Origin of the sequence: Stenotrophomonas sp. RS-48 (genome assembly GCF_030053245.1) — a bacterium.
GTDB classification, from domain to species: Bacteria; Pseudomonadota; Gammaproteobacteria; order Xanthomonadales; family Xanthomonadaceae; genus Stenotrophomonas; species Stenotrophomonas maltophilia_P.
In genome coordinates this window covers 1-14,451 of sequence record NZ_JASGBV010000051.1, presented here as the reverse complement: position 1 = coordinate 14,451, position 14,451 = coordinate 1, and the positions used below count along the sequence as shown (strand labels likewise).

The window sequence follows — 14,451 nt, the reverse complement described above, 5'->3', positions numbered from 1 at the left end:
GCTGGAACACCCTGTTACCCGCATGGGGCATGTGCCCGTCACGGCCGCATGCCATGCTGGCACTCTTGATCCCTGCCAGCGAGACGCCCGCATGACCACCATCATCGCCCCGCGCGTACACGACATCGGCGGCCTGGAAGTCCGCCGCGCCGTCCCCACCCTGCAGGCCCGCAGCATCGGTTCGTTCGTATTCGTCGACCAGATGGGCCCGACCGTCCTTACCGCAGGTACCGGCATCGACGTGCGTCCCCATCCGCATATCGGCCTGGCCACCGTCACCTTCCTCTGGTCCGGCGCCATCGGCCACCGCGACACGCTCGGCTCGGACCAGGTGATCCGTCCCGGCGACGTCAACTGGATGACCGCCGGCCGCGGCATCGCGCACTCCGAACGCACGCCCCCGCCGGAGCGCGGTCACGACCATCCGATCCACGGGATGCAGACCTGGGTGGCATTGCCGAAGTCGCACGAGGAAGTGGAGCCGGCGTTCTATCACCACGCCGCCGCGACCCTCCCGGAGCAGCGCCGCAACGGTGCCTGGCTGCGCGTGATCGCAGGCCGCGCCTATGGCGAGGAGTCGCCGGTGAAGGTCTTCGCCGACACGCTCAATGTAGCCATCGACCTCGATCCCGACGCGGAGATCGACATCGATGACGGCCACCGCGAGCGGGCGCTGTACATCCTCGAAGGCCAGGCGCAGCTGGATGGCGTGGACATCCCGGCGCAGCACCTGGTGATTCCCGAGGCCGGCGCGCGCGGCCGGCTGCGCGCGAAGACCCCGCTCAAGGCCATGCTGTTCGGCGGCGAACCGCTGGATGGCCCGCGTCACCTGTGGTGGAACTTCGTTTCCAGCTCCAAGGAGCGCATCGAACAGGCGAAACAGGACTGGGAAGCCGGCCGGTTCGGCAGCATTCCCGGCGACGACAAGGAGTTCATCCCGCTGCCGCAGTACTGAGCATCGCGCGCTGCACACACCCTGAGGTGTATCCCTGCACCGGCCTTTGACGCTATCGTCACTCGCCGGTCACTGAAATGTGACCTGTTTCACATTTTAGTTCATCAAAGGAGTGCAGTTCATGAGCATGGGTAAACGCTTGGCCGCCGAGTTCCTCGGCACTTTCTGGCTGGTTCTGGGTGGCTGTGGCAGTGCGGTACTGGCTGCCAAGTTCGGCGGCGACGGCAATCCGCTGGGCATCGGCTTCCTGGGCGTGGCACTCGCGTTCGGCTTGACCGTGGTCACCGGCGCCTACGCGTTCGGTCACGTGTCCGGCGCGCACTTCAATCCGGCAGTCAGCGTGGGCCTGTGGGCCGGCGGCCGCTTCCCGGCCCGCGACCTGGTGCCGTACATCATCGCCCAGGTCGCGGGCGGCCTGCTGGCCGGCTTCATCCTGCTGCAGATCGCTTCCGGCGCCAGCGGCTTCGCCATCGACGGCAGCCAGGCCGGGGCCTTCGCCAGCAACGGCTACGGCGTGCTGTCGCCCGGCGGGTACAGCGTGGCGGCCGCCTTCCTGTGCGAAGTGGTGCTGACTGCGGTATTTCTGGTCGTGATCATGGGCGCCACCCATGGCAAGGCACCGGCAGGGTTCGCTCCGCTGGCGATCGGTCTGGCATTGACCCTGATCCATCTGATCAGCATCCCGGTCACCAACACGTCGGTGAACCCGGCTCGGTCCACCGCGGTGGCGTTCTTCGCCGGCAGCGGCGCGGTCGGCCAGCTCTGGCTGTTCTGGGTCGCCCCGCTGCTGGGCGGCATGATCGGCGGCATCATCTACAAGTGGGTCGGTAACGACCGTTGAGCGCTGCCCGGACCATTGCGGCCGACATTCGGTCGCAATGGTTACGGTTGTAACCGCAATTTGTGCGGGCACTCACGTTCCGTTAAGGTCTGTTTGACCGCCTGTGCACATGCCCGGCGGGGATGGCATCCGGGGATGGGATGCCACGGCCGCCAGCAGCATGGCGGCGTCACACGACACGCCACCTTGGGGGATGCATGAAGTTCGCGCCTGTTGTCCTGTCGAGCCTGTTGTTTGCCGCGGCCCAGGCCGCCGCGCAGGCACCCGCCGAATGTCCTTCGCTGCCGGCGAGCAGCGGCCTGAAATGGCAGCAGCAGGTGCAGTCGGACTTCCTGCTCTGCCGCGCCAGCACCGAGGATGGACGGGAAGTACTGAGCCTGATGCTGAGCGCACGCGATCCGGCGATTCCGCTCAGCCGCTCGCTGCGCCAGGAAAAAGGCAGTTTCGCCGGCGAGTCACTGTACTGGTACCAGCCCGATCTGGGTGGACAGCAGCCGCCGGGATACGCCGAACGACGCATCAGCGTGATCAAGCTGGACAAGGGCCGCTATGCGCAGATTGCCCTGTACCCGGGCAGCACGCAGGAACTGGGGTCGCTGCAGCAGTTGGCGCAGGGCATGAGCCTGACGCCCTCAGCCGTAGCCGCCGGACGTTGACGGTGACGGGGATGACTGCCTGGCAGCATCCCCGCCGGATCCGAGGAGTTGGCGGCAACGCCGGGCATGGCCTGATGGACGTCCTTTGCGCGTGCTGTGCCGGAGAGCCGCCGGGCATGGCCCGGCGCTACCGGCTTCCTCCTGGGGGGCGGCGTCGGCCCTCAGAACCTGCCTTCCTGAAAATCGACGAAGGCCTGCATCAGTTCCTGGCGCGTGTTCATCACGAACGGGCCATGCCGCATCACTGGCTCCCGCAGTGGCCGGCCGGCCACCAGAATCAGCCGCCCCCCTTCGCTGCCAGCCGAAACGTGCAGCTGTTCACCGCCACCGAGCACCGCCAGTTCCTGGCGCGCCACATCACGTGCGGCATCCTGCTCGCCGACCGTGATTGCGCCCTCGAAGACATAGGCAAACGCGTTGTGGCCTTCCGGAAGCGTGTAGGTCCAGGCACGATCGGCCTCGAGGCGGACGTCCAGATACAACGGATCGGTGGCCGGCTGCACGATCGGGCCGGTGGTGCCATCGACAGTACCGGCGATCACCTTCACCTCCACACCCGGCTCCGGCTGCACCACCGGGATGCGTTCCGGCGCGAACTCCTGGTACTTCGGGTCCGTCATCTTCTCGCGCGCGGGCAGGTTCACCCACAGCTGGAAACCGCGCATCTGCCCGCTTTCCTGTTCCGGCATCTCCGAATGCACCAGGCCCCGGCCTGCAGTCATCCACTGCACGCTGCCCGGGGTCAGCAGGCCCTCGTTACCGTGGTTGTCGCGGTGGCGCATGCGTCCGTCCAGCATGTAGGTGACCGTCTCGAAACCGCGGTGCGGATGCTCCGGGAAACCGGCGATGTAGTCTTCGGCGCGGTCCGTACCGAATTCATCCAGCAGCAGGAACGGATCCAGATCCGGCAGCGTCGGGCCGCCGATGACACGGGTCAGGCGCACGCCGGCGCCGTCGGACGTGGGCATGCCACGGATGGTGCGCAGGACGCGGACCGGTTCGGGAAGGCTCATGGCGACTCCTGTTGGATGGATGCCACTGAAGATGGACGCCGCGGCGCCGTCCGCCAATGGATGACGCCGCAACCGATTGTTCCATCCCTGGTGTTCGCCGGGCGTCATGCCGGCGGTTCCGCGACACGGATGTCTGCCCGCAGCCCATGCCGCACACGCGGTCACCACCTTCGTACGACCAAAGTACTACCGCCGATGGGCCCCGCACGCATTGACCCTGTAAAGGGCACGCGGGACTCTTTGAATGTCTTTCCGGGAGAGAGCACCTCATGAAAGGGTTTGCCAAACTGGGTTGGGCGGCACTCGCCCTGCTCGGCGCGTTCTGTCTGGGCACCGTGGCCTTGCGCCGCGGCGAACACATCAACGCGCTGTGGATCGTCGTCGCCGCTGTTTCGATCTACCTGATCGCCTATCGCTTCTACAGCCTGTTCATCGCCAACAAGGTGATGCAGGTGGATCCGACCCGGGCTACGCCGGCGGTGATCAACAACGATGGCCTGGACTACGTGCCGACCAACAAGCACGTGCTGTTCGGCCACCACTTCGCGGCCATCGCCGGCGCCGGTCCACTGGTGGGCCCGGTGCTCGCGGCGCAGATGGGCTACCTGCCCGGACTGCTGTGGCTGGTGGTGGGCGTGGTGCTGGCCGGTGCGGTACAGGACTTCATGGTCCTGTTCCTGTCCAGCCGGCGCAACGGCCGCTCACTGGGCGATCTGGTCCGCGAGGAAATGGGACAGGTGCCCGGCACCATCGCGCTGTTCGGCGCGTTCCTGATCATGATCATCATCCTGGCGGTGCTGGCGATGGTGGTGGTCAAGGCGCTGGCGGAAAGCCCCTGGGGCATGTTCACGGTGATAGCCACGATGCCCATCGCCATCCTGATGGGCATCTACATGCGCTACATCCGGCCGGGCAAGATCGGCGAGATCTCGGTGGTGGGCCTGGTGCTGCTGCTGGCCGCGATCTGGTACGGCGGCAAGGTTGCTGCAGATCCGGTGTGGGGCCCGGCCTTCACCTTCACCGGCACGCAGATCACCTGGATGCTGATCGGCTACGGCTTCGTCGCTTCGGTGCTGCCCGTGTGGCTGTTGCTGGCACCGCGCGACTACCTGTCGACCTTCCTCAAGATCGGCACCATCGTCGCTCTGGCCATCGGCATCCTGATCGTGATGCCCGAGCTGAAAATGCCCGCACTGACCCAGTTCGCCGCCAGTGGCGATGGCCCGGTGTGGAAGGGCGGCATGTTCCCGTTCCTGTTCATCACCATTGCCTGCGGCGCGGTATCCGGTTTCCACGCGCTGATTTCCTCGGGCACCACACCGAAGCTGCTGGCCAATGAATCGCACATGCGCTACATCGGCTATGGCGGCATGCTGATGGAATCGTTCGTGGCGGTGATGGCGCTGGTGGCTGCGTCGATCATCGATCCGGGCATCTACTTCGCGATGAACAGCCCGGCGGCAGTGATCGGTGCCGATGCGGCGTCTGCCGCGCACTACATCACCAACACCTGGGGCTTCACCATCACGCCGGAACAGCTGACCGCCACGGCCGCCGCGATCGGCGAGCCGACGATCCTGCACCGCGCCGGTGGTGCGCCGACGCTGGCGGTGGGCATCGCAATGATCCTGCATGAAGCCATTCCCAGCGGCAGCGACGCGATGATGGCGTTCTGGTACCACTTCGCCATCCTGTTCGAAGCGTTGTTCATCCTGACCGCCGTGGATGCGGGCACCCGCGCAGGCCGCTTCATGCTGCAGGATCTGCTGGGCAACTTCATTCCGGCGCTGAAGAAGACCGAGTCGTGGACGGCCAACATCATCGGCACGGCCGGCTGCGTGGCGCTGTGGGGCTACTTGCTCTACACCGGCGTGGTCGATCCGTTCGGCGGCATCCAGACCCTGTGGCCGCTGTTCGGCATCTCCAACCAGATGCTGGCCGGTATCGCGCTGATGCTGGGGACGGTGGTGCTGTTCAAGATGAAGCGTGACCGCTACGCGTGGGTGACCGCGGTACCGGCCACCTGGCTGCTGATCTGCACCACCTATGCCGGCTTCATCAAGATCTTCGACAGCAACCCGGCGCAGGGCTTCCTGGCGCAGGCGCACAAGTTCCAGGCCGCCATCGCCAGCGACACCATCACCGCACCGGCCAAGTCGGTGGCGCAGATGCAGCAGATCGTGGTCAATGCCTACGTCAACACCGGCCTGACCGCGCTGTTCCTGCTGGTGGTGGGTGCGGTGCTGACCTATTCGATCCGCACGATCCTGGCCGCACGCCGCAATCCGCAGCGCAGCGACCGCGAGACCCCGTACGTGGCGCTGAAGCCGCATGAAATGGTGGATCTGTAATGAGCACGCAACTGGTTCCCGTTGGCCAGTACCAGGCGCACCGCCGCGTGTGGCGACGCCTGGTGCAGACGGCACGCCTGTGCTGTGGCATCCCTGATTACGACAACTACGTCCGGCACATGCTGGAGAAGCATCCGGACCAGGAACCGATGGACTACAAGACGTTCTTCCGCGAACGTCAGGAAGCGCGGTACGGCGGACGCAACGGCGGACGCTGCTGCTGAAAGGCATGACGCGGGCGCCGGGCATGAAACCCGGCGCCCGTTGCAGGGAGACGCAGAGCGCGACCCGCGCTCAGCCGTTGGCCATCCACTTCAGGATCAGGCCGGTGACATAGGCCAGCCCGGTGCCGGTGGCATAGCCCACCGTGCCGAGCAGCACGCCGACCGGTGCCAGTGTCGGATGGAAGGCCGCAGCCACCACCGGCGCCGATGCCGCCGCACCGATGTTGCCCTGCGAACCAATGGCGAAGAAGAACAGCGGCGCACGGACCAGCTTGGCCACGGCCCACAGCACCATCACGTGGGTCGCCATCCAGATCGCGCCGAGCAGGAACAGCCACGGCCGATCCAGCAGCGACAGCAGGTTCATCTGCATGCCGATGCAGGCGATCAGGAAGTACAGGAACACCGTGCCCAGGCGCGAGGCACCCGCCGCTTCCAGACGACGTGCGCGGGTGAAACTCAGGCCCAGGCCCATCGCGGTGGACAGCAGGATCACCCAGACGAACTGGCTGTCCAGGCTGAACTGGCTGGCCCAGCTCACGTTGGCCTTGAACCAGCCCGACAGCGGCGCGGCGATCGCGTGCGCCAGGCCGACACCGCCCAGGGCAACGCCGACGATCACCATCAGGTCGGTCATGCTGGGAATACGTGCGTTCTGCGCTTCATAGGCGCTGATGCGCGCCTTCATCTCGTCGATGGCACGGGTGTCGGCACCGTTGCGCGTGTCGATCTGCTGCGCGCGGTTGGCCAGGAACAGCAGGATCGCCATCCACAGGCTGGCGCAGGCCACATCGACCACGGCGAACTGCCCGAAGGTCGTGGCATCGGTACCGAAGATCTCGCGCATGGCGACCATGTTGGCGCCACCGCCGATCCAGCTGCCGGCCAGTGCGGCCATGCCGGCCCAGGTATCACCGGCCACGGTTTCCGGGTGGATCAGCTTCATCACCTGGAACGAGACGATGGCGCCGAGCATGATGCCGGCGGTACCGGCACAGAACACGAGCAGCAGCTTCGGGCCGAGCTTGATGACCCCTTTGAGGTCGATCGACAGGGTCAGCAGGACCAGCGCGGCAGGCAGCAGCACATCGCGTGCGACCGGGTTGTACAGCGACGTGTTGTGGCCATCGATGACACCGGCGGTGTTGTAGATGGCCGGGATGAAGTAACACAGCAGCAGGGCCGGCACCCAGGCGAAGATCTTCTTCAGCAGCGGGGTGGGACCACTGGCGGCCCAGAAGATCAGGGCCAGGGTGGCGGCAATCAGGCCCAGGCCAACGATGTCGTTGTTGATAAGGGCAGTAGCGGGTTCGGTCGGCATGGGATCCTCTGTCGATCGAAAGAGCGGAAAAAAAAGCGCCGCATAAGGCGGCGCGGGTCGAGATTAACACCCTCTTCACGGCGGGTCATGCTGCAGTGCCGGCCTCGCCTTTCCCGAAACGGAGCGTGTCCATGCAACTGGGTGCCTTCTCGGTCAGCCTTTCGGTCAAGGACCTGGCCGCCTCGCGCGCGTTCTATGAGGCGCTGGGCTTCTCGATCACCGGCGGCGATGCGACGCAGAACTGGCTGGTACTGCGCAACAACGGTGTCGTCATCGGCCTGTTCCAGGGCATGTTTGAAGGCAACCTGCTGACCTTCAACCCGGGCTGGGACCAGCACAAGCAGGAACTGCCGCGTTTCCAGGACGTCCGCGAACTGCAGGCAGCGTTGGATGCGCAGGGTATCGCGCTGCAGGTCCGGGCCGATCCCGACAGTGAAGGCCCCGCCTTCCTGCAACTGATGGATCCGGACGGCAACGTGATCCTGGTCGACCAGCATGTGCCGCGACCGAAGGTCTGACCCCGCGACTGCGATCATCCGCCTGGGCGCGAAGCACCGAAATCCAGCGTGGCCTGCGTCCCGCGCGGCTCGCAGGGCTGCAGCTGCAGGGTCCAGCCAAGGTGCTCGCACAGGCGCGCGATCAGGTCCAGGCCGATCCCGCCACGATCGACACGCTCTCCCCGGGCCATGCGTGCGTGGATCGCAGCGATCTCCTCCGGGCTCATGCCATGCCCCGGGTCCTGCAGGGTCAGCACCGCCGAAGCGCTCAGGCGCAGTTCGATGTGCCCGCGGCCGCTGTTCTCGATCGCGTTGCGCAACAGGTTGCCGATCGCCGCCTGCACCACCGCCAGCGGGGCAACGATGTCCACCGGCGCGGCCTGGATACCGATGCTCAGGTCCTTGTCGCCCAGCAGATGGCGATGATGCTCGACGATGTCCGGCAGCAGCTGGTCCAGTGCGATGCGCTCGGCACGCGCCGCCAGCCGCGCCGGATCGCGCGCAAGCACCAGCAGCAGTTCGATCAGCTGCTCCACGCCCTGCGCGGTGCGCAGCACGCGCTGGATCTGCTGCCGGGCACGGTCTGGCAGGCCCGGCTGCTCCAGTGCCAGCTCGGCGGCGCCGGTCATCACCGCAATCGGGGTGCGCAGCTCATGGCTGGCAGTGCTGATGAACACCCGCTCGCGTTCAACGAACTGCTCGTTGCGTTCGAGGTAGTCATTCAACGCATCGGCGATGGTGTGCAGCTCGGAACTGCCACGCGGGTCGACATCGATGCGCTGGCCCTGCGCGCCCGGCCGCAACGCGCCGATGCGCTGCGCCAGCAGGCTGAGCGGACGCACCATGCGCTCCATGCCGAAGGACGCCATCAGCACGGTGACGAAGATCATGATCACCCCGGCCAGCATCACCCACCGCGTGGCGAACTGCTCAAGGTCGTGGAAGTCGGAGATGTCCAGCACCAGCGCAACGCGCCCCATCGAGTCCGTATCACGCACCATGACCGCCGTTTCGCGGTCCTTCACCATCACCCCGTCATGCAGGCCGGGATGCAGGGTGCGCAGGCTGTCAGGCAGGTTCACCGCGTCGAAACGGTACAGGCTGAGCGTGTCCGAGTCCTGCCATCGATAGTGTGGCTCGTGCTCGACATGCTCGACGATGCTGTCCAGTTCGGAGTTGAGCAGCGCGCGCCAGGCGGCGTGTTCGGCGTGCTCGTGCACATAGTTGCCCACGCTGAACACCGCCAGCGAAAGCAGTGCCAGGTAGCCCAGCAGCCACCACAGCACGCGGCGGTACAGCGGGCCGGGTCTACGCACCTTCATCGTCATTCCTGCCGGCCTCGGCGGCGGTGGGCAAGGCCAACCGGTAGCCGACCCGCGGCAGCGTGTGGATCAGCTTGTCCACGAACGGTCCATCCACGCTGCGGCGCAGTTCGTAGACATGCGAGCGCAGCAGGTCGCCGTCCGGTGGCTCGTCGCCCCACAGGGCGAATTCGAGCTGCTGGCGGGTGACCGCGCCGGGGCTGGCGCGCATCAGCACTTCCAGCAGCTTGCGGCAGGCCGGATACAGATGCAGGACCTGTCCGGCGCGCTGCGCCTCCAGGGTCGCCAGGTCCAGCACCAGATCACCCACCTGCAGCCGCTTGCGGGGGTTGCGTCCCTGTGCCCGCAGCAGCAGGGCCTCCAGCCGCACTTCCAGCTCCGGCAACGCGAACGGCTTGGTCAGGTAGTCATCAGCGCCGGCACGGAAGCCGGCAATCTTGTCCGGCAGTTCGTCGCGTGCGGTCAGCATGATCACCGGCACCTCCGAGCCATGCTCGGCACGCAGGCGGCGCAGCACTTCCGGCCCCTCCATCCGGGGCAGCATCCAGTCCAGGATCACCGCGTCATAGGGATGGCTGCCCGCCAGATGCAGGCCGGTGATGCCATCGGGAGCCACATCCAGCACATGACCGCGCGACTCGAAGTAGTCGAACAGATTGGCCACCAGCTGCCGGTTGTCCTCGATCACCAACAGGCGCATGCATGAAAGTTCCACGGAAGTTCGTACCATGGTAGCGCCACGCATGTCGGAATGAGGTCGCCCCGGCGATACTCCGACGCTTTTCCCACCCCCGCCGCCTCAAAATGGCCGTTTTGCTCCCGGAGCCTGCCGTGCCCGTAGCCCTGCCCCGCCGTTGGCGCCTGCCCCTGCTCTGGCTGTTGATCATCGCGGCACTGGCTGCCGGCATCGGCATGCGCCAACCGCAGCCACCGGACGAACCCCGCTTCGTACTGGCCGCCAGGACCATGGTGGAAAGCGGGGAGTGGCTGCTGCCGCACCGTGGCAGCGAGCTGTATGCGGAGAAGCCGCCGGTGTTCATGTGGCTGCAGGCGGCGGCCTACGAAGTGGTGGGCAGCTGGCAGTGGTCGTTCCTGCTGCCTTCGCTGCTGGGGGCCCTGCTCAGTCTGTGGTTGGTGTCGGATCTGGCACGCCGACTGTGGTCGCCGCGCCACTCCCTCTATGCCATCGGTGCCCTGTTCTGCACCCTGCAGTTCGGCCTGATGGCCAAGCGTGCGCAGATCGATATGGTGCTGGTCGGGATGACCACGCTGGCCCTGTGGGGCCTGCTGCGGCATCTGTGCGAGCGACGCAATGTGCCGGCGCTGTGGCTGGCCGGCTTTGCCGCCGGCCTGGGCACGGTGACCAAAGGCGTAGGTTTCCTGCCGCTGCTGATGGTGCTGCCCTGGTTCGGCTGGTGGCTGTACCAGCATCGCCGCGGCCGTCGGATCGAGGGCCCGCACCCGGCGACCCTGCTGTGGCTGATCCCTGCATTCCTGCTCGGCGTGGCCGTCTGGCTGGCCCCGCTGGGCTGGGCCCTGCTGCACGAACCCAGTGCCTCGCTGCAGTCCTATGCGCATGAACTGCTGTTCAAGCAGACCGGCACCCGCTATGCCAATGCCTGGCACCACCGGCAGCCGGTCTGGTACTACCTGCAGGTGATCCTGACACTGTGGCTGCCGGGTGCCCTGTTGCTGCCGGTACTGGCCCGCCCGTGGTGGCGGCGCCTGCGCCGTGGCGACCGCCGGCAGTGGCTGCTGCTGGGGTGGGCGCTGCTGGTGCTGGTGTTCTTCAGCGCCAGCCCCGGCAAGCGCGAGGTCTACCTGCTGCCGATGCTGCCTGCCGTGGCCCTTGCCGCCGCGCCCCTGCTGCCCGGCCTGCTGCGCAGGCTGTGCGTGCGCCGGTATCTGTTCGGTTACAGCCTGGTGCTGATGCTGGCAACCGCCGTGCTGGGCGTGATGCTGCTCACCGAAAGTCACTGGGCGCAGGCGCAGCTGCAGCGGCGTGCGATGCCCGACACCCTGCTGCCGGTGCTGGGCGACGGCCTGCTGACGTTCGCGATCGCCGTGGCTACCCTGGCCGTGTGGTTGCGCGTGCGGCGCGCCGCCACCCTGGTACTGCTCACCCACGGCCTGCTGTGGATGCTGTACGGCCTGGTGCTGATTCCGGCGCTCGACCCCTACGCCTCGTCGTCGGCGCTGATGCGCCGGGTCGGCGCGAGGATCGGCCCCGATGCCGAACTGGCACTGGTGGCCTGGCGCGAACAGAACCTGCTGCAGGCCGACCGCGCCGTGCGCGAGTTCGGCTTCAAGCGGCCCTGGCCTGAACAGTGGCACGACGCCGGCCCCTGGCTGGCCGAAGCACCCGACCGGCGCTGGCTGCTGGTACTCGACAAGGCCATGAGTCCCTGCGTGGATGCCGCCCAGGTGATCGACATCGGCGTCGCCAACCGCAACCGCTGGCAACTGGTGCCCGGCACTGCCTGGGATGCCGGCTGCCACGCCGAGCGGGCCGGCGCCAACGAAGAAGAAGACTGAATCATCCCCCACGCGGGCCGGCGGTTAACCCGGCCCGAACGCAGGTCCGACCCTTCTCCGACATCAACCTGACGAGCATGGCGCCGGTTCATCGTCACGGTGTTTTCCTGCATGTCCGTCCGTCCTCCCGTCTCCGGGGTTGCTTCGGCCTACTCCACGCTGGCATCGCGGTTCGCCGTGACCCACCTGTGGCTTCCACTGCTCATCGTGCTGCCCCTGTTCGCCGTGTTCATGGAAGGGGGAGCCGATCAATGGCTGGCTGACCACCTGTTCCGGTTGGAGGGCGGCCGCTGGGCACTGCAGGACGCGTGGTTCACCCGCTCGCTGGTGCACCGGGGCGGCAAGTGGTTCAGCACCGCCGCAGCGCTGGTGGTGATACTGCTGAGCTTTCACCACTGGCGCCACGGACGTGATCGCACCCTGCGATGGGCGCTGCTTTATGTCGTAATTGCCCTGGCGCTGGGAACCGGCGGCGTGTCGCTGCTGAAGTCGCTGGTGCCGATGGACTGCCCGTGGGATCTGCTGCGCTACGGCGGCCACCAGCCTTATATCGGGCTTTTCAGCCATCGTCCGGCCGACATGCCGGTGATCGCGTGCTTTCCCGCCGGCCATGCCAGCGCCGGCTATGCCTGGCTGAGCCTGTACTTTTTCGCCCTGCTGTGGCGTCCTGCCTGGCGCTGGACCGGCCTGGCACTGGGCCTGGGCAGCGGGCTGCTGTTCGGCATCAGCCAGCAGCTGCGGGGTGCACATTTTCTGTCGCATGACCTTGCCACAGCCCTGCTGTGCTGGCTGCTGTCACTGGGGCTGTACGTTCTGGTCCGCCATCACCTGGACCGCACCAACCGCCTGGAGGCGAACGCATGAATGCTTCGGTTCAACGCTCGCTCCGTGTGCCATCGCTGGCCGGACTGCGCAGCTGGCGGCCACAGCTGTCCACCGAGGCGTTGATCGCGCTGACCAGCCTGTTCTTCGCTCTGGCCGGCAACGGCCTGTTCTGGCGCAGCGCGATGGCCAGCCACCCGGAGAGCCTGCGCTACGCGGTGTCGCTGCTGCTGTTGCTGCTCGGCACGCATGGCCTGCTGCTGGGCCTGCTGGTCTGGCGCTGGAACGCCAAGGTGGTGATCAGCGCGCTGCTGCTGGTAACGGCCTTCGCCGCCCACTACATGAGCCGTTACCACATCTATCTGGATGCGGACATGCTGCGCAACGTGCTGGCGACCGATCCGAAGGAAAGCCGCGAACTGATGACGGTCTCGCTGCTGTGGCCGGTACTGCTGCTGGCGGCACTGCCGATGGTGCTGGTGTGGCGGGTGCAGCTGCAGCGGCGCAGCTGGGGCCGCAGCCTGCTGTGGCGGCTGGGCTTCCTGGCGATGGCTGCGGTGACCGCCGTTGGCGGTGCGCTGATCTCGTTCCAGGACGTTTCCGCGCTGATGCGCAACCAGCGTGAAGTGCGTTACCTCGCCACCCCGGCCAACGTGCTGCTGGGTCTTCCACGTGCACTGCGTGGCGACAACCCGGTGCAGCGCGCGCCGAAGCTGCCGATCGGCACCGACGCCAAGGCCACCCCACGCGCTCCGGCGAGCAAACCGCGGCTGCTGGTAATCGTGATGGGCGAGACCGTGCGTGCGCAGAACTGGGGCCTCAACGGTCGCCGCAACACCACGCCGGAACTGGCCCAGGCACCGGTGATCAACTTCCCCGACATGCACTCCTGCGGCACCAGCACCGAAGTTTCGCTGCCCTGCCTGTTCTCGCCATGGGGACGCCACGACTACGACGAGAAGAAGATCCGCGCGCACCAGTCGCTGCTGCACGTACTGAACCGCGCCGGCATCGCACCGCTGTGGCGTGACAACCAGTCCGGCTGCAAGGGCGTGTGCGAAGGGCTGGACTTCCAGTCGCTGTCCGATGCGACCACCCCGGGCCTGTGCGCCGACGGCCGCTGCATGGACGAGATCCTGCTGCAGGACCTCGCCACCCAGGTGCGTGCCAAACCCGGCGACCGCGTGGTCGTGCTGCACCAGCTGGGCAACCATGGCCCGGCGTATTTCGAGCGCTATCCGGCCGCCTTCGCCCGCTTCAAGCCAACCTGCGACACCCGTGACATCGGCCGGTGCTCACGCGAAGAGATCACCAACAGCTATGACAATGCCGTGCTGTACACCGATCATTTCCTGAGCAAGACCATCGGCACGCTGCAGGGCATGCAGGACTACGACACGGCGATGATCTACCTGTCCGACCATGGCGAATCGCTGGGTGAGAAGGGCCTGTACCTGCACGGCGTGCCCTATGCGATCGCCCCGGCCGAGCAGACCCGCGTACCGATGACGATGTGGTTCTCGCCGGGCTTCGCCAGCAGTCGCGGGCTGGACCTGCAGTGCGTGCGAAAGCGTTCGGCAGCGTATACCGACCACGACAACCTGTTCCCGTCGGTGCTGGGCCTGATGCAGGTGAAGACGGCGCTGTACGAGCGCGATCGCGACGTGTTCGCCGGCTGCGAGAGTTGAGGGGTGTTCGGCAGGGCTTGCAGCCCTGCACCTGCAGAGGCAACGGCAGCAGCAACAGCGTGCAATCCGTGGGTAGGCGGGGTGGGTCCGGTGGCGGGGGACGCCGTAAATACGTCCTTGTAGGCTCGGTCGCCGCATCCATGCGGCTCACGCCCCCGCCACCGGACCCAGCCCGCCTTCGACAGTTTTCCGCAATCTGTTGGACATGCCGATGGGGTCGGATACC

At 66.6% G+C, this 14,451-nt stretch carries 13 protein-coding genes; 9 read left to right on the top strand and 4 right to left on the bottom strand.

The window, feature by feature from the left end; translation table 11 throughout:
* Positions 1–91 precede the first annotated feature (91 nt).
* The 3 genes from QMZ25_RS10850 (at position 92) to QMZ25_RS10840 (ending at position 2,452) form a co-directional block, all read left to right on the top strand.
* Positions 92–955 carry a pirin family protein gene (locus QMZ25_RS10850; protein WP_283219627.1) on the top strand — a complete coding sequence of 288 codons (864 nt, stop codon included), beginning with the start codon at positions 92–94 and terminating at the stop codon, positions 953–955.
* 121 nt (positions 956–1,076) lie between these two features.
* The gene (aqpZ, locus tag QMZ25_RS10845) at positions 1,077–1,796 is read left to right on the top strand and encodes an aquaporin Z (protein WP_340043890.1); all 720 of its coding nucleotides are present in this window, start codon (positions 1,077–1,079) and stop codon (positions 1,794–1,796) included.
* 197 nt (positions 1,797–1,993) lie between these two features.
* Entirely contained in the window at positions 1,994–2,452 is a 459-nt protein-coding gene (locus tag QMZ25_RS10840) for a hypothetical protein (protein WP_053518999.1), read from the top strand.
* Positions 2,453–2,613: 161 nt separating this feature from the next.
* Here QMZ25_RS10840 and QMZ25_RS10835 read toward each other — a convergent pair whose 3' ends face one another.
* Positions 2,614–3,465 carry a pirin family protein gene (locus tag QMZ25_RS10835; RefSeq protein WP_065174835.1) on the bottom strand — a complete coding sequence of 284 codons (852 nt, stop codon included), beginning with the start codon at positions 3,463–3,465 and terminating at the stop codon, positions 2,614–2,616.
* Positions 3,466–3,734: 269 nt separating this feature from the next.
* On the opposite strand from QMZ25_RS10835, the gene QMZ25_RS10830 reads away from it, so the two are divergent.
* Positions 3,735–5,816, top strand: a complete 2,082-nt coding sequence (locus tag QMZ25_RS10830; protein ID WP_053519002.1) for a carbon starvation CstA family protein — start codon at positions 3,735–3,737, stop codon at positions 5,814–5,816.
* Positions 5,816–6,040, top strand: a complete 225-nt coding sequence (locus tag QMZ25_RS10825; RefSeq protein ID WP_053519004.1) for a CstA-like transporter-associated (seleno)protein — start codon at positions 5,816–5,818, stop codon at positions 6,038–6,040. Before QMZ25_RS10830 ends, QMZ25_RS10825 begins: the two co-directional genes overlap by 1 nt.
* 70 nt (positions 6,041–6,110) lie before the next feature.
* Here the strand turns inward: QMZ25_RS10825 and QMZ25_RS10820 are convergent, their stop codons facing one another.
* Positions 6,111–7,361, bottom strand: coding sequence for a DUF819 family protein (locus tag QMZ25_RS10820; protein ID WP_283219626.1), 1,251 nt, complete (start codon positions 7,359–7,361; stop codon positions 6,111–6,113).
* A gap of 131 nt (positions 7,362–7,492) precedes the next feature.
* Here QMZ25_RS10820 and QMZ25_RS10815 point away from each other — a divergent pair, with 131 nt between their 5' ends.
* On the top strand, positions 7,493–7,879 hold the full coding sequence (locus tag QMZ25_RS10815; RefSeq protein WP_053519009.1) for a VOC family protein: 387 nt from the start codon (positions 7,493–7,495) through the stop codon (positions 7,877–7,879).
* A 14-nt stretch (positions 7,880–7,893) separates the two neighbouring features.
* On the opposite strand, the gene QMZ25_RS10810 is transcribed toward QMZ25_RS10815, so the two are convergent.
* Together QMZ25_RS10810 and QMZ25_RS10805 are read right to left on the bottom strand one after the other, a co-directional pair.
* Positions 7,894–9,180 carry a HAMP domain-containing sensor histidine kinase gene (locus QMZ25_RS10810; RefSeq protein ID WP_065174832.1) on the bottom strand — a complete coding sequence of 429 codons (1,287 nt, stop codon included), beginning with the start codon at positions 9,178–9,180 and terminating at the stop codon, positions 7,894–7,896.
* Positions 9,167–9,880, bottom strand: a complete 714-nt coding sequence (locus QMZ25_RS10805; RefSeq protein WP_065174831.1) for a response regulator transcription factor — start codon at positions 9,878–9,880, stop codon at positions 9,167–9,169. The genes QMZ25_RS10810 and QMZ25_RS10805 overlap by 14 nt, the downstream gene beginning before the upstream one ends.
* A 131-nt stretch (positions 9,881–10,011) precedes the next feature.
* On the opposite strand from QMZ25_RS10805, the gene QMZ25_RS10800 reads away from it, so the two are divergent.
* The 3 genes from QMZ25_RS10800 (at position 10,012) to QMZ25_RS10790 (ending at position 14,225) form a co-directional block, all read left to right on the top strand.
* Positions 10,012–11,715, top strand: a complete 1,704-nt coding sequence (locus tag QMZ25_RS10800; RefSeq protein ID WP_065182656.1) for a glycosyltransferase family 39 protein — start codon at positions 10,012–10,014, stop codon at positions 11,713–11,715.
* Between the two features lie 111 nt (positions 11,716–11,826).
* Entirely contained in the window at positions 11,827–12,579 is a 753-nt protein-coding gene (locus QMZ25_RS10795) for a phosphatase PAP2 family protein (RefSeq protein ID WP_164151635.1), read from the top strand.
* Positions 12,576–14,225 (top strand): phosphoethanolamine--lipid A transferase, encoded by a 1,650-nt coding sequence (locus QMZ25_RS10790; RefSeq protein WP_283219625.1) that lies wholly within the window; start codon positions 12,576–12,578, stop codon positions 14,223–14,225. Before QMZ25_RS10795 ends, QMZ25_RS10790 begins: the two co-directional genes overlap by 4 nt.
* Positions 14,226–14,451: the final 226 nt, after the last annotated feature.

What these genes read in the sequence shown, in the direction of transcription:
- QMZ25_RS10805 (WP_065174831.1), bottom strand. Translation starts at nt 9,880, where the DNA reads ATGCGCCTGTTGGTGATCGAGGACAACCGGCAGCTGGTGGCCAATCTG.
- QMZ25_RS10790 (WP_283219625.1), top strand. Translation starts at nt 12,576, where the DNA reads ATGAATGCTTCGGTTCAACGCTCGCTCCGTGTGCCATCGCTGGCCGGA.
- QMZ25_RS10810 (WP_065174832.1), bottom strand. Translation starts at nt 9,180, where the DNA reads ATGAAGGTGCGTAGACCCGGCCCGCTGTACCGCCGCGTGCTGTGGTGG.
- QMZ25_RS10825 (WP_053519004.1), top strand. Translation starts at nt 5,816, where the DNA reads ATGAGCACGCAACTGGTTCCCGTTGGCCAGTACCAGGCGCACCGCCGC.
- QMZ25_RS10815 (WP_053519009.1), top strand. Translation starts at nt 7,493, where the DNA reads ATGCAACTGGGTGCCTTCTCGGTCAGCCTTTCGGTCAAGGACCTGGCC.
- QMZ25_RS10830 (WP_053519002.1), top strand. Translation starts at nt 3,735, where the DNA reads ATGAAAGGGTTTGCCAAACTGGGTTGGGCGGCACTCGCCCTGCTCGGC.
- QMZ25_RS10820 (WP_283219626.1), bottom strand. Translation starts at nt 7,361, where the DNA reads ATGCCGACCGAACCCGCTACTGCCCTTATCAACAACGACATCGTTGGC.
- aqpZ (WP_340043890.1), top strand. Translation starts at nt 1,077, where the DNA reads ATGAGCATGGGTAAACGCTTGGCCGCCGAGTTCCTCGGCACTTTCTGG.
- QMZ25_RS10840 (WP_053518999.1), top strand. Translation starts at nt 1,994, where the DNA reads ATGAAGTTCGCGCCTGTTGTCCTGTCGAGCCTGTTGTTTGCCGCGGCC.
- QMZ25_RS10835 (WP_065174835.1), bottom strand. Translation starts at nt 3,465, where the DNA reads ATGAGCCTTCCCGAACCGGTCCGCGTCCTGCGCACCATCCGTGGCATG.
- QMZ25_RS10850 (WP_283219627.1), top strand. Translation starts at nt 92, where the DNA reads ATGACCACCATCATCGCCCCGCGCGTACACGACATCGGCGGCCTGGAA.
- QMZ25_RS10795 (WP_164151635.1), top strand. Translation starts at nt 11,827, where the DNA reads ATGTCCGTCCGTCCTCCCGTCTCCGGGGTTGCTTCGGCCTACTCCACG.